This window comes from Anaerolineales bacterium (assembly GCA_015075725.1).
Classification (GTDB): domain Bacteria; phylum Chloroflexota; class Anaerolineae; order Anaerolineales; family Villigracilaceae; genus Villigracilis.
This window is the reverse complement of record JABTTV010000001.1, coordinates 2,441,870-2,460,434: the sequence shown is the minus strand read 5'-3', so window position 1 is coordinate 2,460,434 and position 18,565 is coordinate 2,441,870. Positions and strand designations below refer to the sequence as shown.

Sequence of the window (18,565 nt, the reverse complement as noted above, 5' to 3'; positions counted from 1 at the left end):
TTATAGTAATTCATTCGTTTTCACAACTGTGGCAAATTCGCTGTTCAGGGTCGCTATCGTCACATCATGAATTTCCTGCGCGGAGTATTTCCGCCCGTCGTGACCAGTGAGTTCAAAGGCGGCAGTAGCATCTGAGACAAGGTAGGTTTCAAAGCCAAGGTTGCCTGCCATGCGCGTCGTGGTAGATACGCAGTGCGGGGTGGTGAAACCTACGATGACCAACGATTTACATCCGCGTTTGCGAAGTTGCTGTTCCAAATCTGTGCCGATGAAGGCGCTGTTGACGTTTTTCTGGATCAACGGTTCACCCGCGCTTGGTTGCAGTGCGCCTTTGATGGCGTTGCCAGGGTGGTTGGGATGTAGCGGTGAAGTTGGCGAGAGGGACATGTGCTGAATGTGGAAGATCGGGCGTCCATGCTTACGCCATGATTCCAACAACTTGGCGATGTTATCCTCGGCTTGCGGATTGTTCCTACTACCCCAAACAGGTTCGTCGAACCCTTTTTGAACGTCGATAATGATCAGGGCGGTGTTCTGATTTATTCTTTGCATTATGGAATTCCTCTCGCTTTATTTTACCTGTCCCACTCAGTCGCGCTGACCGCGCCTACCCACACAAGCAACATCGGCAGTGAAGCAAACAGAATTGCGGTCAGCATGGAGCTGGCGAAGACGAAACTAAGTCCACCGAGCAAGAGAGCGATGGAGAGGATGATCCCGAGCCAGTTAATCCAGGCCGGGATGAGGTGGGTGCGCAAACCAAGGCTGGATGTGGATACGCTGAGCAATGCCAATGCCATCAACTTGAACGTATCAATTTGGTTCACCAGCACCAGTAACGTACGGAAGGGAGTTTCCGCCGAAGCTAACAGGTCAGAGTTGACGAGAGTTAGCTGAACACCCGCCTGCACCAGCGAGATGGTACCTGCGGCGATCCCTGCGCCCAAAACAACCCAAGCAAGTTTCTTTTCTTCGGCGAGCTGAAAAAAACTCGCGGCCATCACGCCAAAGAGAAGGACAGAAACGCCTGCAATGCCATCAATGAGATAGATTTGTATCCACCGTGCAAGTTGATGGGAAACCAAAACCTGCTGAATCTCCGCATTGGACATGGATGGCGAAAGCGTCCCTGTGGGTATCAAAAGTCCGATCACCCAAACTACAACATAGAGAAAACCGAAAAACGCGAGCAAATTTCTTTTGTTCATTATTGCCTCCAAATTACCATCAAAATTTTGTTGAGAATATAGATTCCGCCAAATACGACGGTCAAATCGACCTTGCCTGTGTTGTACAACGCCCAGGTGGCAAGACCAAACACAACAAGTTCCAGCAAGAACAGCCAGGGTTCGTGCAAGCGCAGGGGGGATTTCGGAGCAAGGAAGGTTCCCCACACCACAGCGAACAGGATGGGAGCGCCCAAGCCAAGCACGAATTTCATGAAGATGTTGCTACCTGTTGTGAAACCCCAGTATCCGAATATGGCGAGGATACAAAGTTCGAGCAGAAAGCGAAGTCCGATGTTGATCAATTTAAGTACTTCCATGAGTTTTCCTTTCAATGAAGGCGTGAACTCCTTTACGTTTTTATCAACTGGTTCAACCCGTCCCGCAATGTCAGACCGAGGATCTGGTTTTTGGGTTTTAGTGGTCCGGAGCTCGGGCGCATCAGGAACGGGTCAGCTCAGAGGAGATGAAGGTCGGCTGCATTTACAGAGACTGCATAAACTTTTACGAGGACTTCATTGTCTTTGGGTGTCGGTTTGGCTACCTCTTTGAGTTGAAGAACATCGGGGGACCCGTATTCTGTATATACAATTGCTTTCATTGGATTCTCCTTTTTTGAACCTATAAAATAATGGGCAGAACTTTATACCCGGCATCGCTGCCTGTTTGGGTTCCAATACATGCATTGTGCCAATTCTGAGCCTGGAAAATACACAGTCAAAGCTCAGCAGAGTATTTAGTTCATTGTATATAGCCCGTTTAGGTTGTCATCGAACTTTTGGCGGAGATTTTCCTACTCTTTTGTGCCTAGGCAGCACGATTCCCCCGTATTCAATATCATTTAGAGCGGTATTGAGACAGAGATCGTAGTCCCAATCCCAGGTTGACTGACAACGGTAAACGTGCCGCCGATCTGAGCGACACGCTCCTGCATGGATTGCAGCCCAAGATGGCCCGGATGTTCACGCCCTGGATCGAATCCCATTCCGTTATCATGAATCTCCAATACGAGGTAACTGTCCTTTTGATGGAGTCGAACTTCAGCCTTCGTTGCATGAGAATGCTTGGCAATGTTCTGCATCGCCTCCTGTGTAATCCGATAGAGCGCTTCCTTCCAATCGAGAGAAATATCAGGCTCAGGTCCGAAATCTGTGATTACTTGCAGGTTATAACGCGCATGCAACGCGTCCGATTGCTTGGTAATTGCAGCCACCAATCCTTCATTTTGTAGCGACTCGGGGCGCAGTTCGAAAATCAACGCACGCATTTCGGAGACACCCGCCTCGGCGAGGGAAAGAATATAGTCCAGGGGCTCCGCCAGCTTTTCAGGTTCAGTTTCCAGCCTCATCTGAGCCGTTCGCGCGCCGAGCGCGATCCCATACAACGCCTGAGAGACAGAATCATGAAGTTCACGTGCCAATCTTTGTCGTTCCTGAAAGGCGGCGAGTCTCAGTGCCTGCTCATGAAGCCTGGCGTTCTCGATGGCAATGGCAGCTTGATTCGCAAATGCCAATCCCAAATCGGCGTGTGCGCTGGTGAAGTGCCCGGGCTCCTGATGATCGAGCCGCAGTACACCGATCAACTGATCGTGGCTGATCAGCGGTATCCCCATCCAGGAGTGGATATCACGAAATTTGGCGAGCATATCTTGATTGGTGATATTCCGCAGCAAGTTTAGCCACGGATCATTTCTCCATATATCATCAATGATGACCGGCTGCTTCGACTCTGCCACTTTTCGATAACCGGTATCCTGGTACACGGACGATCGAAATCCGAGCATGGTTTCGCGCGGAACAATGCCTAAGTATTCGACAACGACAAAATCGTCTCCATCCAATTTTGCAATTCCAGCACCCGCATAATCGATCACTTTCTTAAGTTGTTCCAGGATGATCTTGAGCAGCGGACCCAACTCCAGGTTCGAGTTTACGATCTGGGATACTTCCAGGAACGCTTTCAATTCGCGCGTCCGTACTGCCACGCGCTGTTCAAGCAATTCGTACATCGATTTCTGATCGGTGATATCGGTAAATGAGACAACAACCCCATATGGATTGTCATTTTCTGAAGAAAACAGAGCGTGGGTGCTGATGGAAATCCAGGTCAGTGTGTCATCCGGCTTGTAAATACCCATGACAACGTTGGATAATGAGGTACCTGTATGTAGAGTCACCATCGCAGGATGCGTTTCTCCTGGAAATGGAGAACCATCTTCATGGATCGTTCTCCAGCGAGGGTCAATGGAGGTACGACCCAGGATCTGGTCGACGGAAAGCCCCAGGATTCGCTCCGCCGCGGCATTACAAAGCGTGATCATGCCGTCCGCGTTATGAAAGACGATGCCTTCCGTCAGGGTCGCGATGATCGCAGCACTCCTTTGTTCACTATCTCGAAGGGCATTTTCCGCTGCTTTCCTTTGCGAGATATCCTGAACGTTGACCACCCTGTATAAAACCTTGCCCTGTTTATCCTTTACAGCTGTAACATCGACACTTACAGGGAAAACAGTGCCATCTTTCCGCAGGTGTCTGCTTTCATAACTGATGTGGCCTTTCCGGTGAGCTTCCTCGATCCACTTTGGCAGATTTACCCTTTCCTCCGGGACAAAAATCGATTCGATGGGCTGATCTCTTAATTCATCAATTGAGTATCCATACATCCTTGCAAAGGCTGCGTTCATGATCTCCAGTGTAGTAGCGTCGGCTCTGTTGATGACTATTCCCCATTCGGCATGCTCAAACGCCTGAATCCACTGCAGCCATTCATTCCCAGCTGAATTCTCGTCAAACGATGCCAAAGGAGACCCTCCCAACCGGCTTACGATTGTCCGGGAGGTAACATGATCAGTCCAGTCCGCAAAGCATAGACAACAGCCTGGGTCCTGCTGGTTACTCCCAATTTTGAAAGAATACTGCTGACATGCGTTTTGACGGTCTTTTCCCCGATATTCAGATCCCGGGCAATTCCCTTATTTGAGTACCCTGATGCGAGCATTCGAAGGATATCGCTTTCCCGATCCGTGAGATGCCCTGACATCGCTGGAAGATCAATTTCCTTCAACAATCGTTTTGCAACCTCGGGTGAAAGCTGAACCTGTCCCGCAACAGCCGATTTAACCGCGTAGATCAATTTATCGGCTTTTGTATCTTTTAATAAGTATCCGATCGCTCCTGCCCGGATCGCTCCAAAAATAGAGCCATCATCCAGGACACTTGTTAAAGCGATTACTTCCACATCCGGGTATTGCCGCCGGATCCTGGACGTGGCTGTGATACCGTCCATGACCGGCATGATCAAATCCATCAGGACGATATCGGGCTGAAGTTCGCCAGCCATCCGGACGGCATCCTCCCCATTTTCCGCTTCCCCGACCACCTCAAAATCGGCATCCATTTCCAGAAACATCCGTAACCCCTGGCGCACGACAGCATGATCATCTGCTATCAAAATGCAAATGCTCATAAGCGACCCTCCCGGTTACATAGTCATTATAACCCTCATTTCATGGGTCTCAGACTTAAGTCTGAGTTGGGAAACAGACCTTCTCCCGATGTGAATTACATCCGCTCTTAATATACTGTAGGCATGATCAATATCCTGATTGTCGACGAAGAAGCCGGCACTCGCAAAGGGCTTCGGATGTGGCTCAGCACTGAAGCGGATTTCATTGTTGCGGGTGAAACAGGTGATGGTTGGGAGGCCATGCAATTGGTCCGGGATCTCCAACCCGATGTGGTCGTGACAGACATCCAACTCCCCGGCATGGATGGCATTGCCCTGACCGAACGCCTCCACCGTGACTTTCCAAGATGTGCTGTGATTATTCTCAGTTTTTATGACGATCAATCAAATCATGAACGCGCCAAAAAAGTTGGAGCATCTGCCTTTATTAGTAAAAAGAAACCAAACGGAGAATTGATAGAGGCGATCCGAAAATCGGCTCGAATCTCCAAGTGAAGGCATTTAGGAATGGAGAATTTCACATGATCTCTGTAAGGTTTACTGCTTCAAGATGGAAGCCTGAAGTACATCCAGCATCTCTGCTCGCAAATTTGGCAATATGCAACCTTCTTTGTTGGTTATTACAGACAAACACCATCTTGAAGGATGGGTTGCGATAATATAATGAATATATGCCTGCTTCAGTTCTAGCCACCAAGTTCTTCATCCCACTGCTTCCTCCAAAAGTAGTAGCCCGTTCCCGATTAGTTAAACAACTATCTGATGGACTCACTACGGGTCATAAACTGACCCTGATCTCCGCTCCGGCCGGCTTTGGGAAAAGCACCTTGGTCAGCGAATGGATTGTGAATTGCGGGCAGCAGGCTGCATGGCTGTCGCTGGATGAAAACGACAATGACCCTGTGCGTTTCCTCATCTATGTCATAAGTGCATTGCAGAAAATTTCCCCGAATCTGGGGGCAGGATTGCTGGATGCACTCCAATCGCCGCAATCACCACCCATTGAAACAGTATCAACAGCATTACTCAATGAGATCACCATCCTCTCGAATAATTTCATCCTCGTTCTCGATGACTACCACCTCACGGATTCTAAATCGGTCGATGATGCTCTCACCTTTTTGATCGACAACCTGCCTCCCCAAATGCATTTGGTTATCACCACCCGCGAGGATCCGGCTTTGCCGACTCCCAGGCTGCGTGCCAGAAATCAATTGACCGAAATCCGCGCCTCAGACTTGCGCTTTACCCCATCTGAAGCCGTGGAATTTCTCAATCAAGTAATGGGTCTGAACCTCACAGAAGAAGAAGTAGCCGCATTGGACAAGCGCACCGAGGGCTGGATCGCCGGCCTACAACTCGCGGCGCTTTCGATGAAGGGACAGCAGGATGTCCACGGATTCATTCAGGCTTTTGCCGGAGATCACCGCTATATTGTGGATTATCTCGTCGAAGAGGTGTTAAGGCGTCAGCCTGAGCCCGTTCGAAACTTTCTGCTTCAAACATCCATTCTCGAACGCTTGAACGGCCCGCTCTGTGACGCTGTGACCATTCAACCGGGAAGCAAATCGAAACTGGAACAACTGCAACGGGGCAATTTATTCCTCATTCCATTGGATGACAAGCGTGAGTGGTATCGCTATCATCATCTTTTTGCCGATGTACTTCGTATGCACTTGACGACAGAGCAGCCTGAACAGGTTTCCACTCTGCACCGACGTGCCAGTGAGTGGTGTGAGAAAAATAACTTAACAACGGAAGCGATCCACCACGCTTTGGTTGGAGCAGATTTTGAACGAGCGGCGGGTTTGATCGAGTTGACAGCACCAGTTATGCGCATGAACAGACAGGAAGCCATGTTGCTTAGCTGGATGAAATCGTTACCTGAGGAAATATTTCAATATAGACCCATGTTGAGTATTGAGTATGTTGGAGCGCTGCTAAGTAATGGCAAGATTGAAGGTGTTGAAGTTCTTTTACAAAATGCCGAACGCTGGCTGGATACGATGAAAGAAGAACACGGTCAAGCAAGTGAAATGGTGATCGTGAGGGAAGATGGATTCGTACAGCTTCCAGGAGCGATTGCCATGTACCGCGCTGGGTTGGCAGTATCTGCGGGCAACGTGCCTGACACCATGAAATATGCACAACAGGTGCTTGACCTTACACCTGAAGACGATGATATAGTGCGTGGAGCGGCGGCGGCTCTCATGGGACTTGCTTCTTGGACTGCTGGGAATCTCGATGCTGCTTATCAATCATTTGCAGATGGCATGGCTCACTTACAGAAAGCTGGACACATCTCGGATGCCATCGGGGGTAGTGTCTACCTGGCGGATATTCGGATCGTACAAGGTCGTCTTTATGACGCGATGCATATCTACAAACGAGGCTTGCAGTTGGCAGCAGAACATGGCACATCAAAGATACGCGGAACGGCGGATATGTATGTAGGTCTCAGTGAACTTGAACTCGAGCGAAACAACCTGAATATTGCCATACAGCACCTGTCGAAAACCAAAGAACAAGGCGAACACACAGGGTTCCCGCAATATCCGTTTCGATGGCGCGTGGCGATGGCGGGAATACAAGAAAATCAAGGGAATATTGATGATGCACTCCAATTACTCGACGAGGCAGAACATCGGTATACGGCTGATTTTTCCCCCAATGTTCGCCCGATACCAGCAATAAAGGTACGAGTGTGGATCAAGCAAGGCGAGTTGGACAGGGCGATTAATTGGGCGCGTGAACGGAAATTGTCCATTGAGGAAGAACCCAGCTACTTGCGGGAGTTTGAGCAAATCACTTTCGCAAGGATATTGTTGTCGAAATATCAAAGAGAGCATGTGGAAAATTCACTCAAGGAGGCAATAGGATTGCTGGATCGTCTTTTGAAAGCCGCAGAAGCAGGGGGCAGAAATGGGAGTGTCATCGAAATCTTGGTTCTTCAAGCGCTCGCCTATCAACTACAAGAGGATATGTCAGCTGCATTGTCATCGCTTGAACATGCCTTGAAATTGGCTGAATCAGAGGGATACATTCGCATGTTCGTGGATGAAGGCGCAGACATGGAGACGATACTCCGCGAAGTTGCTGCACGCAAGATCATGCCGGAATACACAAGCAAGCTGTTGGCGGCGTTCGAGGCGGAGCGAAAGGGAATCGGGGAAGAAACGCCTCCTTCCGCTGAACCAGTTTCAGGGTCCCTGATCGAGCCGCTTAGTCAGCGTGAATTGGACATCCTGCGCCTGTTCAAGACCGAGTTATCGGGTCCCGAGATTGCACAGGAGCTTGTCATTGCTTTGAGCACGGTTCGGACGCATATCAAGAGCATTTACAATAAACTCAACGTCAATAACCGTCGGGCGGCTGTGAAGCGGGCGATTGAACTCGGCTTGATCTAAAAAGAAAAACTGAAATATCCAAACGCCCCGCCAAATTTCTCTGGCGGGGTTTTCGATTCTCCCCACTCGAAATCCCCACATGTGGGGAAGACATCTCCCCACGTTAATTTGTATATTGTCTTCAATCAAACCCAACAGGCAGTGATGCCCAACGGGAATTATTTTATAGGTTCAAAAAAGGAGACAAATATATGAATACCAGTTCCGAGGTTTCGATCTTCAGGCTTTATTTGCTGAGAGCCATGTATGCGTTCATGGCTATAGGGCTGTCGATCTATAAATTGCCCGCGATTTTCAACCCTCCTGCAGACTTGTCGACCATGGGCAGCGTTGTGCTCAGTGTGCTCGCTGGGCTTGCGCTTCTGGCAGGGACAGGGATTCATCGCCCACTGAAGATGCTGCCACTGCTGTTCTTCGAGTTTCTGTGGAAGGCTGTCTGGGTTCTGGCGTTCGCGCTCCCCCAATGGTCTGCCGGGCAGTTAGCTCCAGATGTTCAAGAGGTACTGATCAACAATCTCGTGGGAATTGTGTTGATTCCACTCGTGATGCCCTGGGGATATGTCTTCAATCACTTCCTGAAGGCACCTGGCGATCCGTGGATGAAGAAGATCACCTCAAACCCGGACGCGCGCACGACTGGCAGCGAAGCCTAGTGTCGAAATTCGAAACCATTTTATGAGTTCAAAAGGAGACAAACAATGAATGCCAAAGAAAATTCGATCAAAAAGAGCAAGGCAATTATGACCACATCCACCCTCATGCGGCTGGCAGGTGTATCTGCCATGTTGGCAGGGCTATGCTTCATCATTATTGGAATGTTCCATCCAGAGAATGTCCCTTCATCGGTTACCACCACCGCTTGGGTAAACGTCCACATTGTTGCAACTGCCCTGGGCTTTTTTGGACTTTTCGGCATGGCAGGGTTGTATGCCCGGCAAGTGGAAAAGTCCGGTTGGCTGGGTCTAACTGGCTTCCTGCTGTTTAGCGTCTGGTTTGTGCTCATAACAGGCTTTTCATTCGTCGAAGCATTTATCCTGCCTAATCTGGCAACCGAGTCACCTGCATTTGTGGAAAGCCTTCTTGGGATGTTGACTGGAGTCCCCAGCACGGTCGACCTTGGAATCCTGCCAATACTGTGGAATATCTCAGGACCCATGTATATCCTCGGAGCCTTGCTGTTTGGCATCGCTACGTTGCGCGCCCGCGTCCTGCCGCGCTGGGCAGGTGGTTTGCTTACACTCGCAGCCGTGTTGATCCCTATCGGTGGAATGTTTCCACACGAATACCAGGCGAAGATCGCCATGATACCCGTTGGGCTGGCAATGGTTTGGTTGGGATACGCGCTCTTTTCCGAACGCCGCGAAAAAGTATCAGAAGCCGTTCCTGGCAAGGTAAGCTCGCAGCTTAGCCAACCTGAAGCCAAGTAAATTCGCGAAAGAGATTACAGAATGGACAGGCAGTTATCCGATCACTTGTCCATTCTGTACTTCATTATCACCCGATCGATAATTCCCATTCTCAGCAAATCCCCACCCGAAATCCCCACATCTGGGGAAGACATCTCCCCAGATTGATCTGTATATTGTCTTCAATCGAACTCAACAGGCAGCGATGCCGGGTGTCAACCTCAGGCACTTATCTTATTGGTTCCAAAGGAGAAAAAATGAAAGTGACCACATCGAAACTCATCCGTTGGGCAGGTTTATCTGCCATGATAGCAGGGATTATTTTCACGGCTATTCGAGCAACTCATCCAGCTATCAATACCAGTACATTTATCATCATCACCTCCTTCAAAACATCCATATCGATCTTTGCTCTGCTCGGTATTACCGGGCTCTATGCCAGACAAGTGGAAGAAACCGGTTGGAAGGGTTTGGCTGGTTATCTTCTGCTGACCACCCATTATGCAGTCCAGATGTGCATTTCATTCATCGAACCTACAATCCTGCCGCTCTTGACGACCACAGCGCCAACATTTGTAGAAAGCGCATTGCAGTTGTCAAATGGGACTGGTATCCCCACGAACCTTGGCAGTCTCACAACAATCTATTCGCTGGTATCGATACTGTATGTCCTTGGCTCCCTGCTCTTTGGAATTGCTACTTTCCGCGCTCGCATCTTGCCGCGCGGGGCGGCTGTCCTGCTTGCCGTATCAGGTCCTTTGGCGGGCACCATGTTTACTCTGCTTCCCTATCAACTCGTCCAGTTGACATCGATACCGATTGGGTTCGTCTTGGTCTGGCTGGGATACGCCCTCTTTTCCGAACGACGAGAAAAGCCGTCTGAATCCTTGCTTGATCAGGGAATCGTCTCACAGGTAGCTTGAAAACCAACAAATCTATTTAAGGAGTTTAGAAATGAAAGCGATCACTCAAAATACAAGTCAAGTCAAATCACCTGCAAGAAAAACTCAAATATCGTGGTGGGTGCCCGTTGGGTTGATCCTCCTCAGCATCATTCCCCTGATCTTTGGCGCGTTACGCTTGAACGAATTGGCAAGCGGCGCTGAGATCACACCAGACAACGCGCGCTTCTTTGCATCTCCTTCGCCTGTGGTTATTCACATTATTGCATCTGCGGTCTATGTCCTGCTTGGCGCGCTCCAGTTCGTGGGTCGCCTTTGGCAGCGCGGAAGTAAATGGCATCGTTGGGTTGGCAGGTTTCTGGTTCCAGTTGGACTTCTCGTTGGGCTTTCAGCGATCTGGATGACCTTGTTCTATCCTCGTCAGGAAGGCGCAAGTAACCTGCTATATGCCTTTCGGCTCCTATTCGGAACTGGCATGGTTCTCTCGATCATCTTGGGATACCTCGCCATCCTGCGGAAGGATGTTGATCAGCACCTGGCTTGGATGGCGCGCGCTTACGCACTCGGTCTTGGTGCAGGTACGCAGGTATTCACGGGTATGGTCGGTGCCTTGATCTTCGGCACGCCCAATGAATTTCAAAACGCGTTGTTGCATGGCGCAGCCTGGGTGATCAATCTTGCCGTGGCGGAATGGAGCATCCGCAAGGGTGCAACCAGACAAACCCGCACAGCATAGATTTGAATATTGACATCAAGTTCACTTAATATTTTAGAAAATAAGGAGACAAAAAATGAAAGCAATTGTAGCAACCCAATATGGTGGTCCTGAAGTTCTTCAACTCAAAGAGATTGATAAGCCGACGCCGAAAGGCGATGAAGTTTTGATCAAAGTCCACGCCACCACGGTCACCGCTGCGGATTTCCGAATGCGAAGTTTTACCGTCCCTGCCGCTGTATGGATCCCCGCCCGCCTTGCGCTGGGCATCACAAAACCCAGACAACCGATCTTCGGCTCTGAACTTGCGGGCATAGTGGAAGCGGTCGGCAAAGATGTGACCCGCTTCAAGGTCGGTGACCAGGTTTTCGCCTCCACCCTGACCGAGAATTTTGGCGGCTATGCCGAATACAAATCCCTGCCCGAGAAGGCGATGATGGCGATCAAACCCGCCAACATAACCTATGAAGAAGCTGCAGCACTCCCCATCGGCGCGACCACGGCGCTTCGTCTGCTCCGCAAGGGAAACATCCAGCGCGGACAAAAAGTCCTGATCTACGGCGCGTCTGGAAGTGTCGGTACGTATGCTGTGCAGTTGGCAAAGTATTTTGGCGCAGAAGTGACCGGGGTGTGCAGCACATCCAATTTGGAAATGGTGAAATCACTGGGCGCTGATCACATCATCGATTACACAAAAGAGGATTTTTCATCCAGGGAAGAACGCTACGACGTTATCTTCGACACAGTGGCGAAGTTCCCCAAATCACAATACTCGAAGGTTCTCGCATCAAACGGAACATTTGTTTCGATGGCAAAACTGGATACAAAAGAAGGCATGGATAACCTGATCTTTATCAAGGAACTGATCGAGAAGGGCGAGGTCAAAGCGGTCATTGACCAGAGCTATCCGCTGGAAGATATGGTCGAGGCGCACCGTTACATGGATATGGGACGAAAAAAAGGGAACATCGTCATTAGGGTGCAATAATGCAAAACGAACAGAATTTAGGGCAGGACCCGGATGTGCCGAATATCTTTCAGATCAGGATCAAAGGTCATCTGGGTCAGCAAATGGCAGGCTGGTTCGATGGGTTGACCATCGCATTGGAAGAAGATGGGAACACACTCTTAAGTGGACCCATTATCGACCAGTCTGCATTACATGGCATCTTGAAAAAAATCCGTGACCTGGGAATGCCGTTGCTTGCTGTAAACCAGGTTGAACCCAAACATGTAGAAATGCAAATAACAACCAACACAGTTAAGAAGTATCGGTCAAGAAGGAGAAAAAAATGAAATGGATTCTTTGGATATTTATTGTACTTTCAGTAACTGCGTTTGGGCTTGTCCGCTTTGCCATGTCAACAGCGTTAAGAACCGAAAACCCTGTAGGATTCGAAACAATTCAAATCCCTGACGCGAATGGAAAGCCTATTCCCGCCGGGGTGTGGTACCCAACTCATGTAAAACCTAAACCAACGACAATGTTGAGCATCATATTGATGGATGTGGCGCGCAATGCCCCAATTTCAGGAAATGATCTGCCATTAATAATCATCTCACATGGAAACGGCGGTGGACCTGCAAGTCACGCCGACCTGGCACTTGCACTTGCGAACGCTGGTTATGTAGTCGTAGCACCCATGCATAGTGGCGACAACTATGCTGACCAAAGTGCCGTCGGTTCAATAACCTGGTTAACACAACGCAACGAAGAAATCCATACTGCTATTGATTACATGCTCGACAATTGGGAATATCATGATCATATCGACCCAGAACGTATCGGCGCTTACGGGCTCTCGGCGGGTGGATTTACAGTATTGACTGCCGTTGGTGGTCAGCCAGACCTTCGCATCATAGCGAAACATTGTGCCGAGTCACCTGAAATTGTTTGCGATCTGCTACAGTCCGTCAACTCCCCACTGCTAAATGCCGATTCGGCGACAATGGAAAATGATTTTCTGCCCGATTTGAGAATTAAGGCAGCGGTCGTGGCGGCGCCGGGACTGGGATTTACATTTGTTCCACATGGACTTGATAATGTCCATGTGCCAATTCAGCTTTGGAGCGCCGAGGATGATATCAACGTTCCGTATGCCACAAACACAAAGTTGGTCCGCGAAGCATTGGGCTCCTTAGTTGAGTTTCACTCGGTCCCTGGGGCAGGTCATCTTTCGTTCCTCACACCCTGTAGTTTTCTCGCGCCCTCTGAAATTTGCTCCGATGAGGGGCAGTTCGACAGGAAGGCTTTCCATACGGATATGAATGCCAGCATAATCATGTTCTTTAAAGAAAAAATGCAACAGCCATAAAGCCGATGCCCTTACAGACAGGATAGTCTATGACCTTTAGTCCGTTTCTAAATTCCGAACGGCAACTTCGCAATGGCTGGTGGATTCTGATCTTTTTTCTTGTGCTTGCGTTGCTGCTCTTCCCAACCTTGCTAACAGCACAGCAGAACAACAAAGAAGTATCCATAGGCTTGCAAGTCATAATTGTCACTCTGGCATCGATTATCTGTCAATTGCCACGCCAAAGACCAATCGCTGAATTGTTCGGCAAATTCGATGTTCATTGGCTCAAGGAACTATGCGTTGGCGGATTGATTGGTTCCGCCCTCATGCTAGCCCCAGCGCTCATTTTAAGCATCTTCGGCTGGGTCCACTGGCAATGGAATCCGTCAGGCATATCGGTCCTATCATCGAGTTTCCTGCTCTTTGTTGGAGTAGCCGTTGCAGAAGAATTGTTGTTCCGCGGGTTTGTCTTTCAGCGCCTCATCGCCGGATTGGGTCAATGGTCAGCCCAACTGATCGTCGCTGTCTTTTTTCTTCTTACACACTTGAACAATCCGGGCATGACCGGTAGCGTCAAAGTGTTGGCAAGCATCGACATTTTTCTCGCCTCGATCCTGTTCGGTCTGGCTTTTATTCAAACGAAGAGCCTGGCGATGCCCCTTGGTCTGCATCTAATGGCGAACTTTGTGCAAGGCAGTGTTCTTGGTTTTGGCGTGAGCGGAACCGAGCAATCAGGTTTATTGACACCCACCTTTGGAGATATCCCGGCATGGCTGACAGGTGGTCAGTTTGGGCTCGAAGCCAGCCTGCCCGGGCTGATTTGTGTAGTGATTACTTTAATTGTCCTCCATATGAGAAAGCAATAAAAACAAAGATGAATAATTCAATTCTTTACTTCCTCAACGTCATCATTATCGGGATTGGGGCAACCTTGACGTTTGATCTTTGGGGGATTTTCCTCAAACATGCCTTCAAGATCGCCCCTTCGAACTTCTGTCTGGTTGGGCGCTGGGTTCTATACATGCCAGAAGGTGTCTTTCGACACTCGAACATTGTCACCGCTCCGAAGAAGTACGCGGAATGTGTAGTTGGATGGATTACACATTACATAACCGGGATTACATTTGCCATCGTTTTTGTTGCAATTGCAGGTAAGAGCTGGCTTCAACATCCCACTTTGATTCCCGCGTTGGTCTTTGGAATCATCACGGTCTCCGCACCATTCCTCATCATGCAACCTGCATTCGGGCTGGGTGCTGCCGCATCAAAAACTGCGAAACCCACACAAGCAAGGCTTCGCAGTTTGATGAATCATATTATTTTTGGGTTTGGGATTTTCATTTCAGGATTAGTGGTCAACTGGTTCGTGTAGATCAGGGATCAATATTAAGTGCCCCCCATTATTTTTGGGCTGTCGAATACCCTAACTGACCGCGTGTCACTGCAATCAAAGCGAGAGCGATCACCCAGGCTAGAACGACAGTAAAATGGAATGGACGCGGGCTGTTATCCGAAAGCAGTGTAGACCAGGCATTCTGCGAAGCATGCAGGAGGGTGACGATGATGAGGCTGCCCTTTGTCATGTTGAATACATACACGTAAATGACGACCATGGCAATCGAGAAAGCCAGGAACCAGGAAATGCCGACATTTTGATAGAAGGGATTCTCGGTCATCCAAAATGAGGGCAAATGGAGTATGACTTCAGGGATGGCAATGAGGAGAACGGTCATCAGAATGCCAAAACGATCCCGGAGTCGAGGTATGGCAACTCCAAGCCAGACGACCTCTTCTGTATTGAATAGGAAACCGAGAAGTATGAAAACGATAAAAGTCAGAGCGATCTCCCATAGTGGTTTGCCAGCCACAGGGATGACAGGCATTGTGCCGCCGAAAACCATATGAAGACCGATCCCGCCCAGAATGATGGCAGCCAGCAGGAATATCCCAACCAAATACCACTGGGGTCCGACTCTCCAGATCAAAAAGCGACCAAAGACTTCCCGGATTCCGGAGCGTCCTGCTAGTACAGCAGAGACGATCAGCGCAGCAATAGCCGGTGACCAACCAACGAAAATTTCAAGGATCTCAGGAAGTTGAAAAGATATCATCCCTTGCGAGTACAACGCTTGTGGAATCATGACCGACCAGGCTATTGTGAACATGATGATATAGATCGAAAGCAATGGGTTTTGTTTAATGAAGGAAGTGACTCGATTATTCGTTGTAGAAGTATTTATAGACATGGTATCCATCCATTTATTGATAGTTTAAGGTTTTTAGTAAATCGGCGAGACCATCGCGATCCAGGTCGGTGCCGTTGGCGAGGATGACAATGCCCAATCCGCTTTCGGGGTAAAGGCGCATGGTGGCGGCAAAGCCGGGACCGCCTCCGCCGTGTTCGAGGTAAAGCTCTCCGTTTGATTCGCCGACTGCCCAGCCAAGTCCGCGCCCGTTGATGGGAGGAGTATTCGTCAGCGTGGAAATGGATTCGGGAGACAGGATCGACTGTCCGTTAAGCGTGCCGCGATTGAGATATGCCATCATCAACTTCGCCGCATCCGGTGCGGGTCCGATCAAGCCGGTGGATGGAGTCGCTTCGATGTATACACGATTCATCCACAGTAGTTTACCATCCCGTTCACGGACGAGCGCGTCTGTATCAAGGAGTGTCGGGAGCAGCGGCGTAAAGAAATGGACGAGGGGAATGCTGCCCGCCGCTTCATGCATGGACATGTCTGAGGTGTAGACGAAGTTCGTTTGGGTCATGCCAAGAGGAGCCAGAATATTTTCGAGGATATATTCTTCGTAGGTCTGCCCGGATACGGCTTCGATCACTGCACCCAAGACCATGTAATTGAGATTTCCATAGATCGCCTTTGAGCCAGGTTCGAATTTCACGTTGTTGAATTCCGGCAAATATTTTTTCAACACTTCGGTCTGGTTTGGCGTGGCATCGTCATAATGAACCCAGCCGATCATGGCAGGGACAGGATTTGGCAGCCCGGAGGTATGCTGCATCAAGTGACGGATTGTGATGGCTGGGCTATCACCTGATGGATAAGTCACTTCGAACCAAGGCAGGTGCTTGGTGACTTCATCATCGAGTTTTATCTTGCCTTGTTCCTGTAACTGCATGATGGCAATCGCGGTGGGGATTTTGGTCATCGACCACCAGTGATAGACGGTCTCCGGCGTGGCTTTGATCTTGCGTGGACCGTCAGCGACCCCGAAGGCATTGTTGTAAATGATTTCGCCATCCCTGACCACGACCACGGATAAGCCGGGCGGGTTTCCCGAAGCGGTTAGCCGATTCAAATAGGCTTCCATTTCAGTGACGCTTTCAACATTTTTTGGGACGGCAGGAACGTGGGGAGCGAAAGCGTATAAAGTAAAACCAATAAGCAGAACAATCAAGAAGATGAACATGGCTTGCCTTTTCATTTTTACCTTTCAACACTGGATGCAGTCACTTTCAATGTAACTGCATCCTTTGATAAACTGTTTTATTCTTGAATTCTTTGATTCTTTCGAGAAAGGTTTTCAGCGCCGGAAAAGATCAGCACAATGACCGTCAGCGCTACGATCACACCGGTCAATATCCAGTTTTGAAATGCATTCCCAGCATCGATGCTAAACAATTCAGTCCAGGTGTTCATTGAGGCATGGAAGATATAAGCAAGTAAGACGCTGCCTTTGGTATTGTTATATATCCATGTAAACAGAATCGATGTGGCTGCAAGTTGAACGGCATAGCTAAGGATGGACATATGTTCCTGCGTGGAGCCTTTTGTAAAGAAAAGCGGCAGATGAAAGAGTATCCACGGGATGCTGAGGATCAGGCTGGAGGTAAGGGCGTTGTATTTTGCCTGAAGTTTCGGCAAGGCTAATCCACGCCAGGCGAACTCTTCACCATTCAGAATTCCGCGGACGATAAACATCAAGGTGGCATTCAGGAAGATGGCGGCTGGTCCTGCTGCTGCGATATCTGGTTTAAGCAATGGGCTATCAGTCGTTGCTCCGAATTGGTTACCGAGGATAACAGCGGCAATGGTTGCTCCTGCCAGAGCAAAGATGGCAAAGAGATACCATTTGATTCCAACGCGTGCTATTAGGAATTTCCTGAACAAAGCACGAATACCTTCTCTGCCTTGGGTCAAGCCAGTCACAATCACGGCAGCCAATGTTGGCATATACCCCATCACCAACCACAAGATCATAGGGACACGGAACGGGAGAATCCCGTGCGAGCCAAGCACATCCACGATCATGAAAGGCCAGGTCAACCCAAGCACCAGCAAAAAGAGGATGGGAATCTGATATCGCTCGATAAATGAAGTTGATGCTTTATTGTTAGTGGTCGTTAGAACTGAAGTAGACATTATGTTTTTCCTTTTCTAAAGTTTTTTGAATATGATTCAACGGTAGGTGAAGTACATATCTATTTTCGATCACTTCTCCTTTCGGTCGAACCAATACGCAAGTCCGCAGATGAGGAAGGGTTGAAAGATCCAGGACATGGCGGCTCCATTCGCGGGTGGTGGCGTTTCGGCGAGCAACTGTCCGGTGACGGTCAGGGTAGTAATCAAGACCATGAGAACAGCGACTCCATATTTGGCGAGGTTCGTCTTAGGTTTGACCATGCTCAGGTAGTAGATAAAGCCAATGAGGACCATACCAACTTCAAGTCCGAGCGCGAGCGGAAGGTTATTCCATAAACTTAATCCGACCTTCGGAGAGTCCGCGCCGAGCAAAGGCATCTCAGGGATGTGGACGAACCAATCCAGAACGAAATGCGAGAACACAGCCAATGCGATCGCCAAGCCTGCCTGCTTGCGTTCCTTGCTCAACCAACGCGGCAGGACGGCGTATGTGATGGCGAAACCCAGCAAAGACCAGATGATCGAAGCGGTCAGCCCGTGCGAATATGGGAAGGTAAAGGTCAGGTAATGCGTCTGCGCGAAGTTCGCGGGGATGTGAATCTGCTCCAGACCTAGCAACACCAGAATGCCGAGCAGAAAATCATGGAACAGGGCAGCGAAGAACAACCAGCCTAAATTGATGCGACGTTCCATTTTCTTGAGAACCAAACCAGCAGCTAAATGTCCAGCAAACATAAGAGACTCCTTTTATTTTTTCTTGTTTCC

General features: G+C 49.3%; 21 protein-coding genes. 11 read left to right on the top strand and 10 right to left on the bottom strand.

Going from position 1 to position 18,565, the window contains the following annotated elements; all coding sequences use genetic code 11:
- From HS100_11785 to HS100_11760, 6 genes are all read right to left on the bottom strand, one after another.
- A complete protein-coding gene (locus tag HS100_11785) occupies positions 1–552 on the bottom strand; it encodes a cysteine hydrolase (protein ID MBE7434588.1) in 552 nt (183 codons plus the stop codon).
- A 23-nt stretch (positions 553–575) separates the two neighbouring features.
- Positions 576–1,208: a hypothetical protein gene (locus tag HS100_11780; protein MBE7434587.1), complete on the bottom strand. Its 633-nt coding sequence runs from the start codon at positions 1,206–1,208 to the stop codon at positions 576–578.
- Positions 1,208–1,546: a YrdB family protein gene (locus HS100_11775; protein MBE7434586.1), complete on the bottom strand. Its 339-nt coding sequence runs from the start codon at positions 1,544–1,546 to the stop codon at positions 1,208–1,210. The genes HS100_11780 and HS100_11775 overlap by 1 nt, the downstream gene beginning before the upstream one ends.
- A 137-nt stretch (positions 1,547–1,683) precedes the next feature.
- Complete coding sequence (locus HS100_11770) at positions 1,684–1,827, bottom strand: hypothetical protein (protein ID MBE7434585.1); 144 nt, start codon at positions 1,825–1,827, stop codon at positions 1,684–1,686.
- 240 nt (positions 1,828–2,067) lie between these two features.
- A complete protein-coding gene (locus tag HS100_11765; protein MBE7434584.1) occupies positions 2,068–4,026 on the bottom strand; it encodes a PAS domain S-box protein in 1,959 nt (652 codons plus the stop codon).
- A gap of 20 nt (positions 4,027–4,046) precedes the next feature.
- Entirely contained in the window at positions 4,047–4,691 is a 645-nt protein-coding gene (locus HS100_11760) for a response regulator transcription factor (GenBank protein MBE7434583.1), read from the bottom strand.
- A 123-nt stretch (positions 4,692–4,814) separates the two neighbouring features.
- Between HS100_11760 and HS100_11755 the strand changes: the two genes are divergently transcribed.
- From HS100_11755 to HS100_11705, 11 genes are all read left to right on the top strand, one after another.
- Positions 4,815–5,186: a response regulator transcription factor gene (locus tag HS100_11755; GenBank protein ID MBE7434582.1), complete on the top strand. Its 372-nt coding sequence runs from the start codon at positions 4,815–4,817 to the stop codon at positions 5,184–5,186.
- Between the two features lie 176 nt (positions 5,187–5,362).
- Positions 5,363–8,098, top strand: coding sequence for a helix-turn-helix transcriptional regulator (locus HS100_11750; GenBank protein MBE7434581.1), 2,736 nt, complete (start codon positions 5,363–5,365; stop codon positions 8,096–8,098).
- A 191-nt stretch (positions 8,099–8,289) separates the two neighbouring features.
- Positions 8,290–8,751 carry a hypothetical protein gene (locus HS100_11745; GenBank protein ID MBE7434580.1) on the top strand — a complete coding sequence of 154 codons (462 nt, stop codon included), beginning with the start codon at positions 8,290–8,292 and terminating at the stop codon, positions 8,749–8,751.
- Positions 8,752–8,796: 45 nt separating this feature from the next.
- Positions 8,797–9,525, top strand: coding sequence for a hypothetical protein (locus HS100_11740; GenBank protein ID MBE7434579.1), 729 nt, complete (start codon positions 8,797–8,799; stop codon positions 9,523–9,525).
- A 287-nt stretch (positions 9,526–9,812) separates the two neighbouring features.
- Positions 9,813–10,427 carry a hypothetical protein gene (locus tag HS100_11735; protein MBE7434578.1) on the top strand — a complete coding sequence of 205 codons (615 nt, stop codon included), beginning with the start codon at positions 9,813–9,815 and terminating at the stop codon, positions 10,425–10,427.
- Positions 10,428–10,458: 31 nt separating this feature from the next.
- Positions 10,459–11,142: a DUF2306 domain-containing protein gene (locus tag HS100_11730; GenBank protein MBE7434577.1), complete on the top strand. Its 684-nt coding sequence runs from the start codon at positions 10,459–10,461 to the stop codon at positions 11,140–11,142.
- 55 nt (positions 11,143–11,197) lie between these two features.
- Entirely contained in the window at positions 11,198–12,109 is a 912-nt protein-coding gene (locus tag HS100_11725) for an NAD(P)-dependent alcohol dehydrogenase (protein ID MBE7434576.1), read from the top strand.
- Positions 12,109–12,417, top strand: coding sequence for a hypothetical protein (locus HS100_11720; protein MBE7434575.1), 309 nt, complete (start codon positions 12,109–12,111; stop codon positions 12,415–12,417). Before HS100_11725 ends, HS100_11720 begins: the two co-directional genes overlap by 1 nt.
- On the top strand, positions 12,414–13,436 hold the full coding sequence (locus HS100_11715; protein MBE7434574.1) for a prolyl oligopeptidase family serine peptidase: 1,023 nt from the start codon (positions 12,414–12,416) through the stop codon (positions 13,434–13,436). The genes HS100_11720 and HS100_11715 overlap by 4 nt, the downstream gene beginning before the upstream one ends.
- Before the next feature lie 29 nt (positions 13,437–13,465).
- Positions 13,466–14,284, top strand: a complete 819-nt coding sequence (locus tag HS100_11710) for a CPBP family intramembrane metalloprotease (GenBank protein ID MBE7434573.1) — start codon at positions 13,466–13,468, stop codon at positions 14,282–14,284.
- Between the two features lie 8 nt (positions 14,285–14,292).
- A complete protein-coding gene (locus tag HS100_11705; protein MBE7434572.1) occupies positions 14,293–14,790 on the top strand; it encodes a DUF2938 domain-containing protein in 498 nt (165 codons plus the stop codon).
- Between the two features lie 28 nt (positions 14,791–14,818).
- On the opposite strand, the gene HS100_11700 is transcribed toward HS100_11705, so the two are convergent.
- From HS100_11700 to HS100_11685, 4 genes are all read right to left on the bottom strand, one after another.
- Complete coding sequence (locus HS100_11700) at positions 14,819–15,664, bottom strand: hypothetical protein (protein MBE7434571.1); 846 nt, start codon at positions 15,662–15,664, stop codon at positions 14,819–14,821.
- A 13-nt stretch (positions 15,665–15,677) separates the two neighbouring features.
- The gene (locus HS100_11695) at positions 15,678–16,862 is read right to left on the bottom strand and encodes a beta-lactamase family protein (GenBank protein MBE7434570.1); all 1,185 of its coding nucleotides are present in this window, start codon (positions 16,860–16,862) and stop codon (positions 15,678–15,680) included.
- Positions 16,863–16,924: 62 nt separating this feature from the next.
- Positions 16,925–17,800, bottom strand: coding sequence for a CPBP family intramembrane metalloprotease (locus HS100_11690; GenBank protein MBE7434569.1), 876 nt, complete (start codon positions 17,798–17,800; stop codon positions 16,925–16,927).
- A 69-nt stretch (positions 17,801–17,869) separates the two neighbouring features.
- A complete protein-coding gene (locus HS100_11685; GenBank protein ID MBE7434568.1) occupies positions 17,870–18,535 on the bottom strand; it encodes a hypothetical protein in 666 nt (221 codons plus the stop codon).
- Positions 18,536–18,565 lie beyond the last annotated feature (30 nt).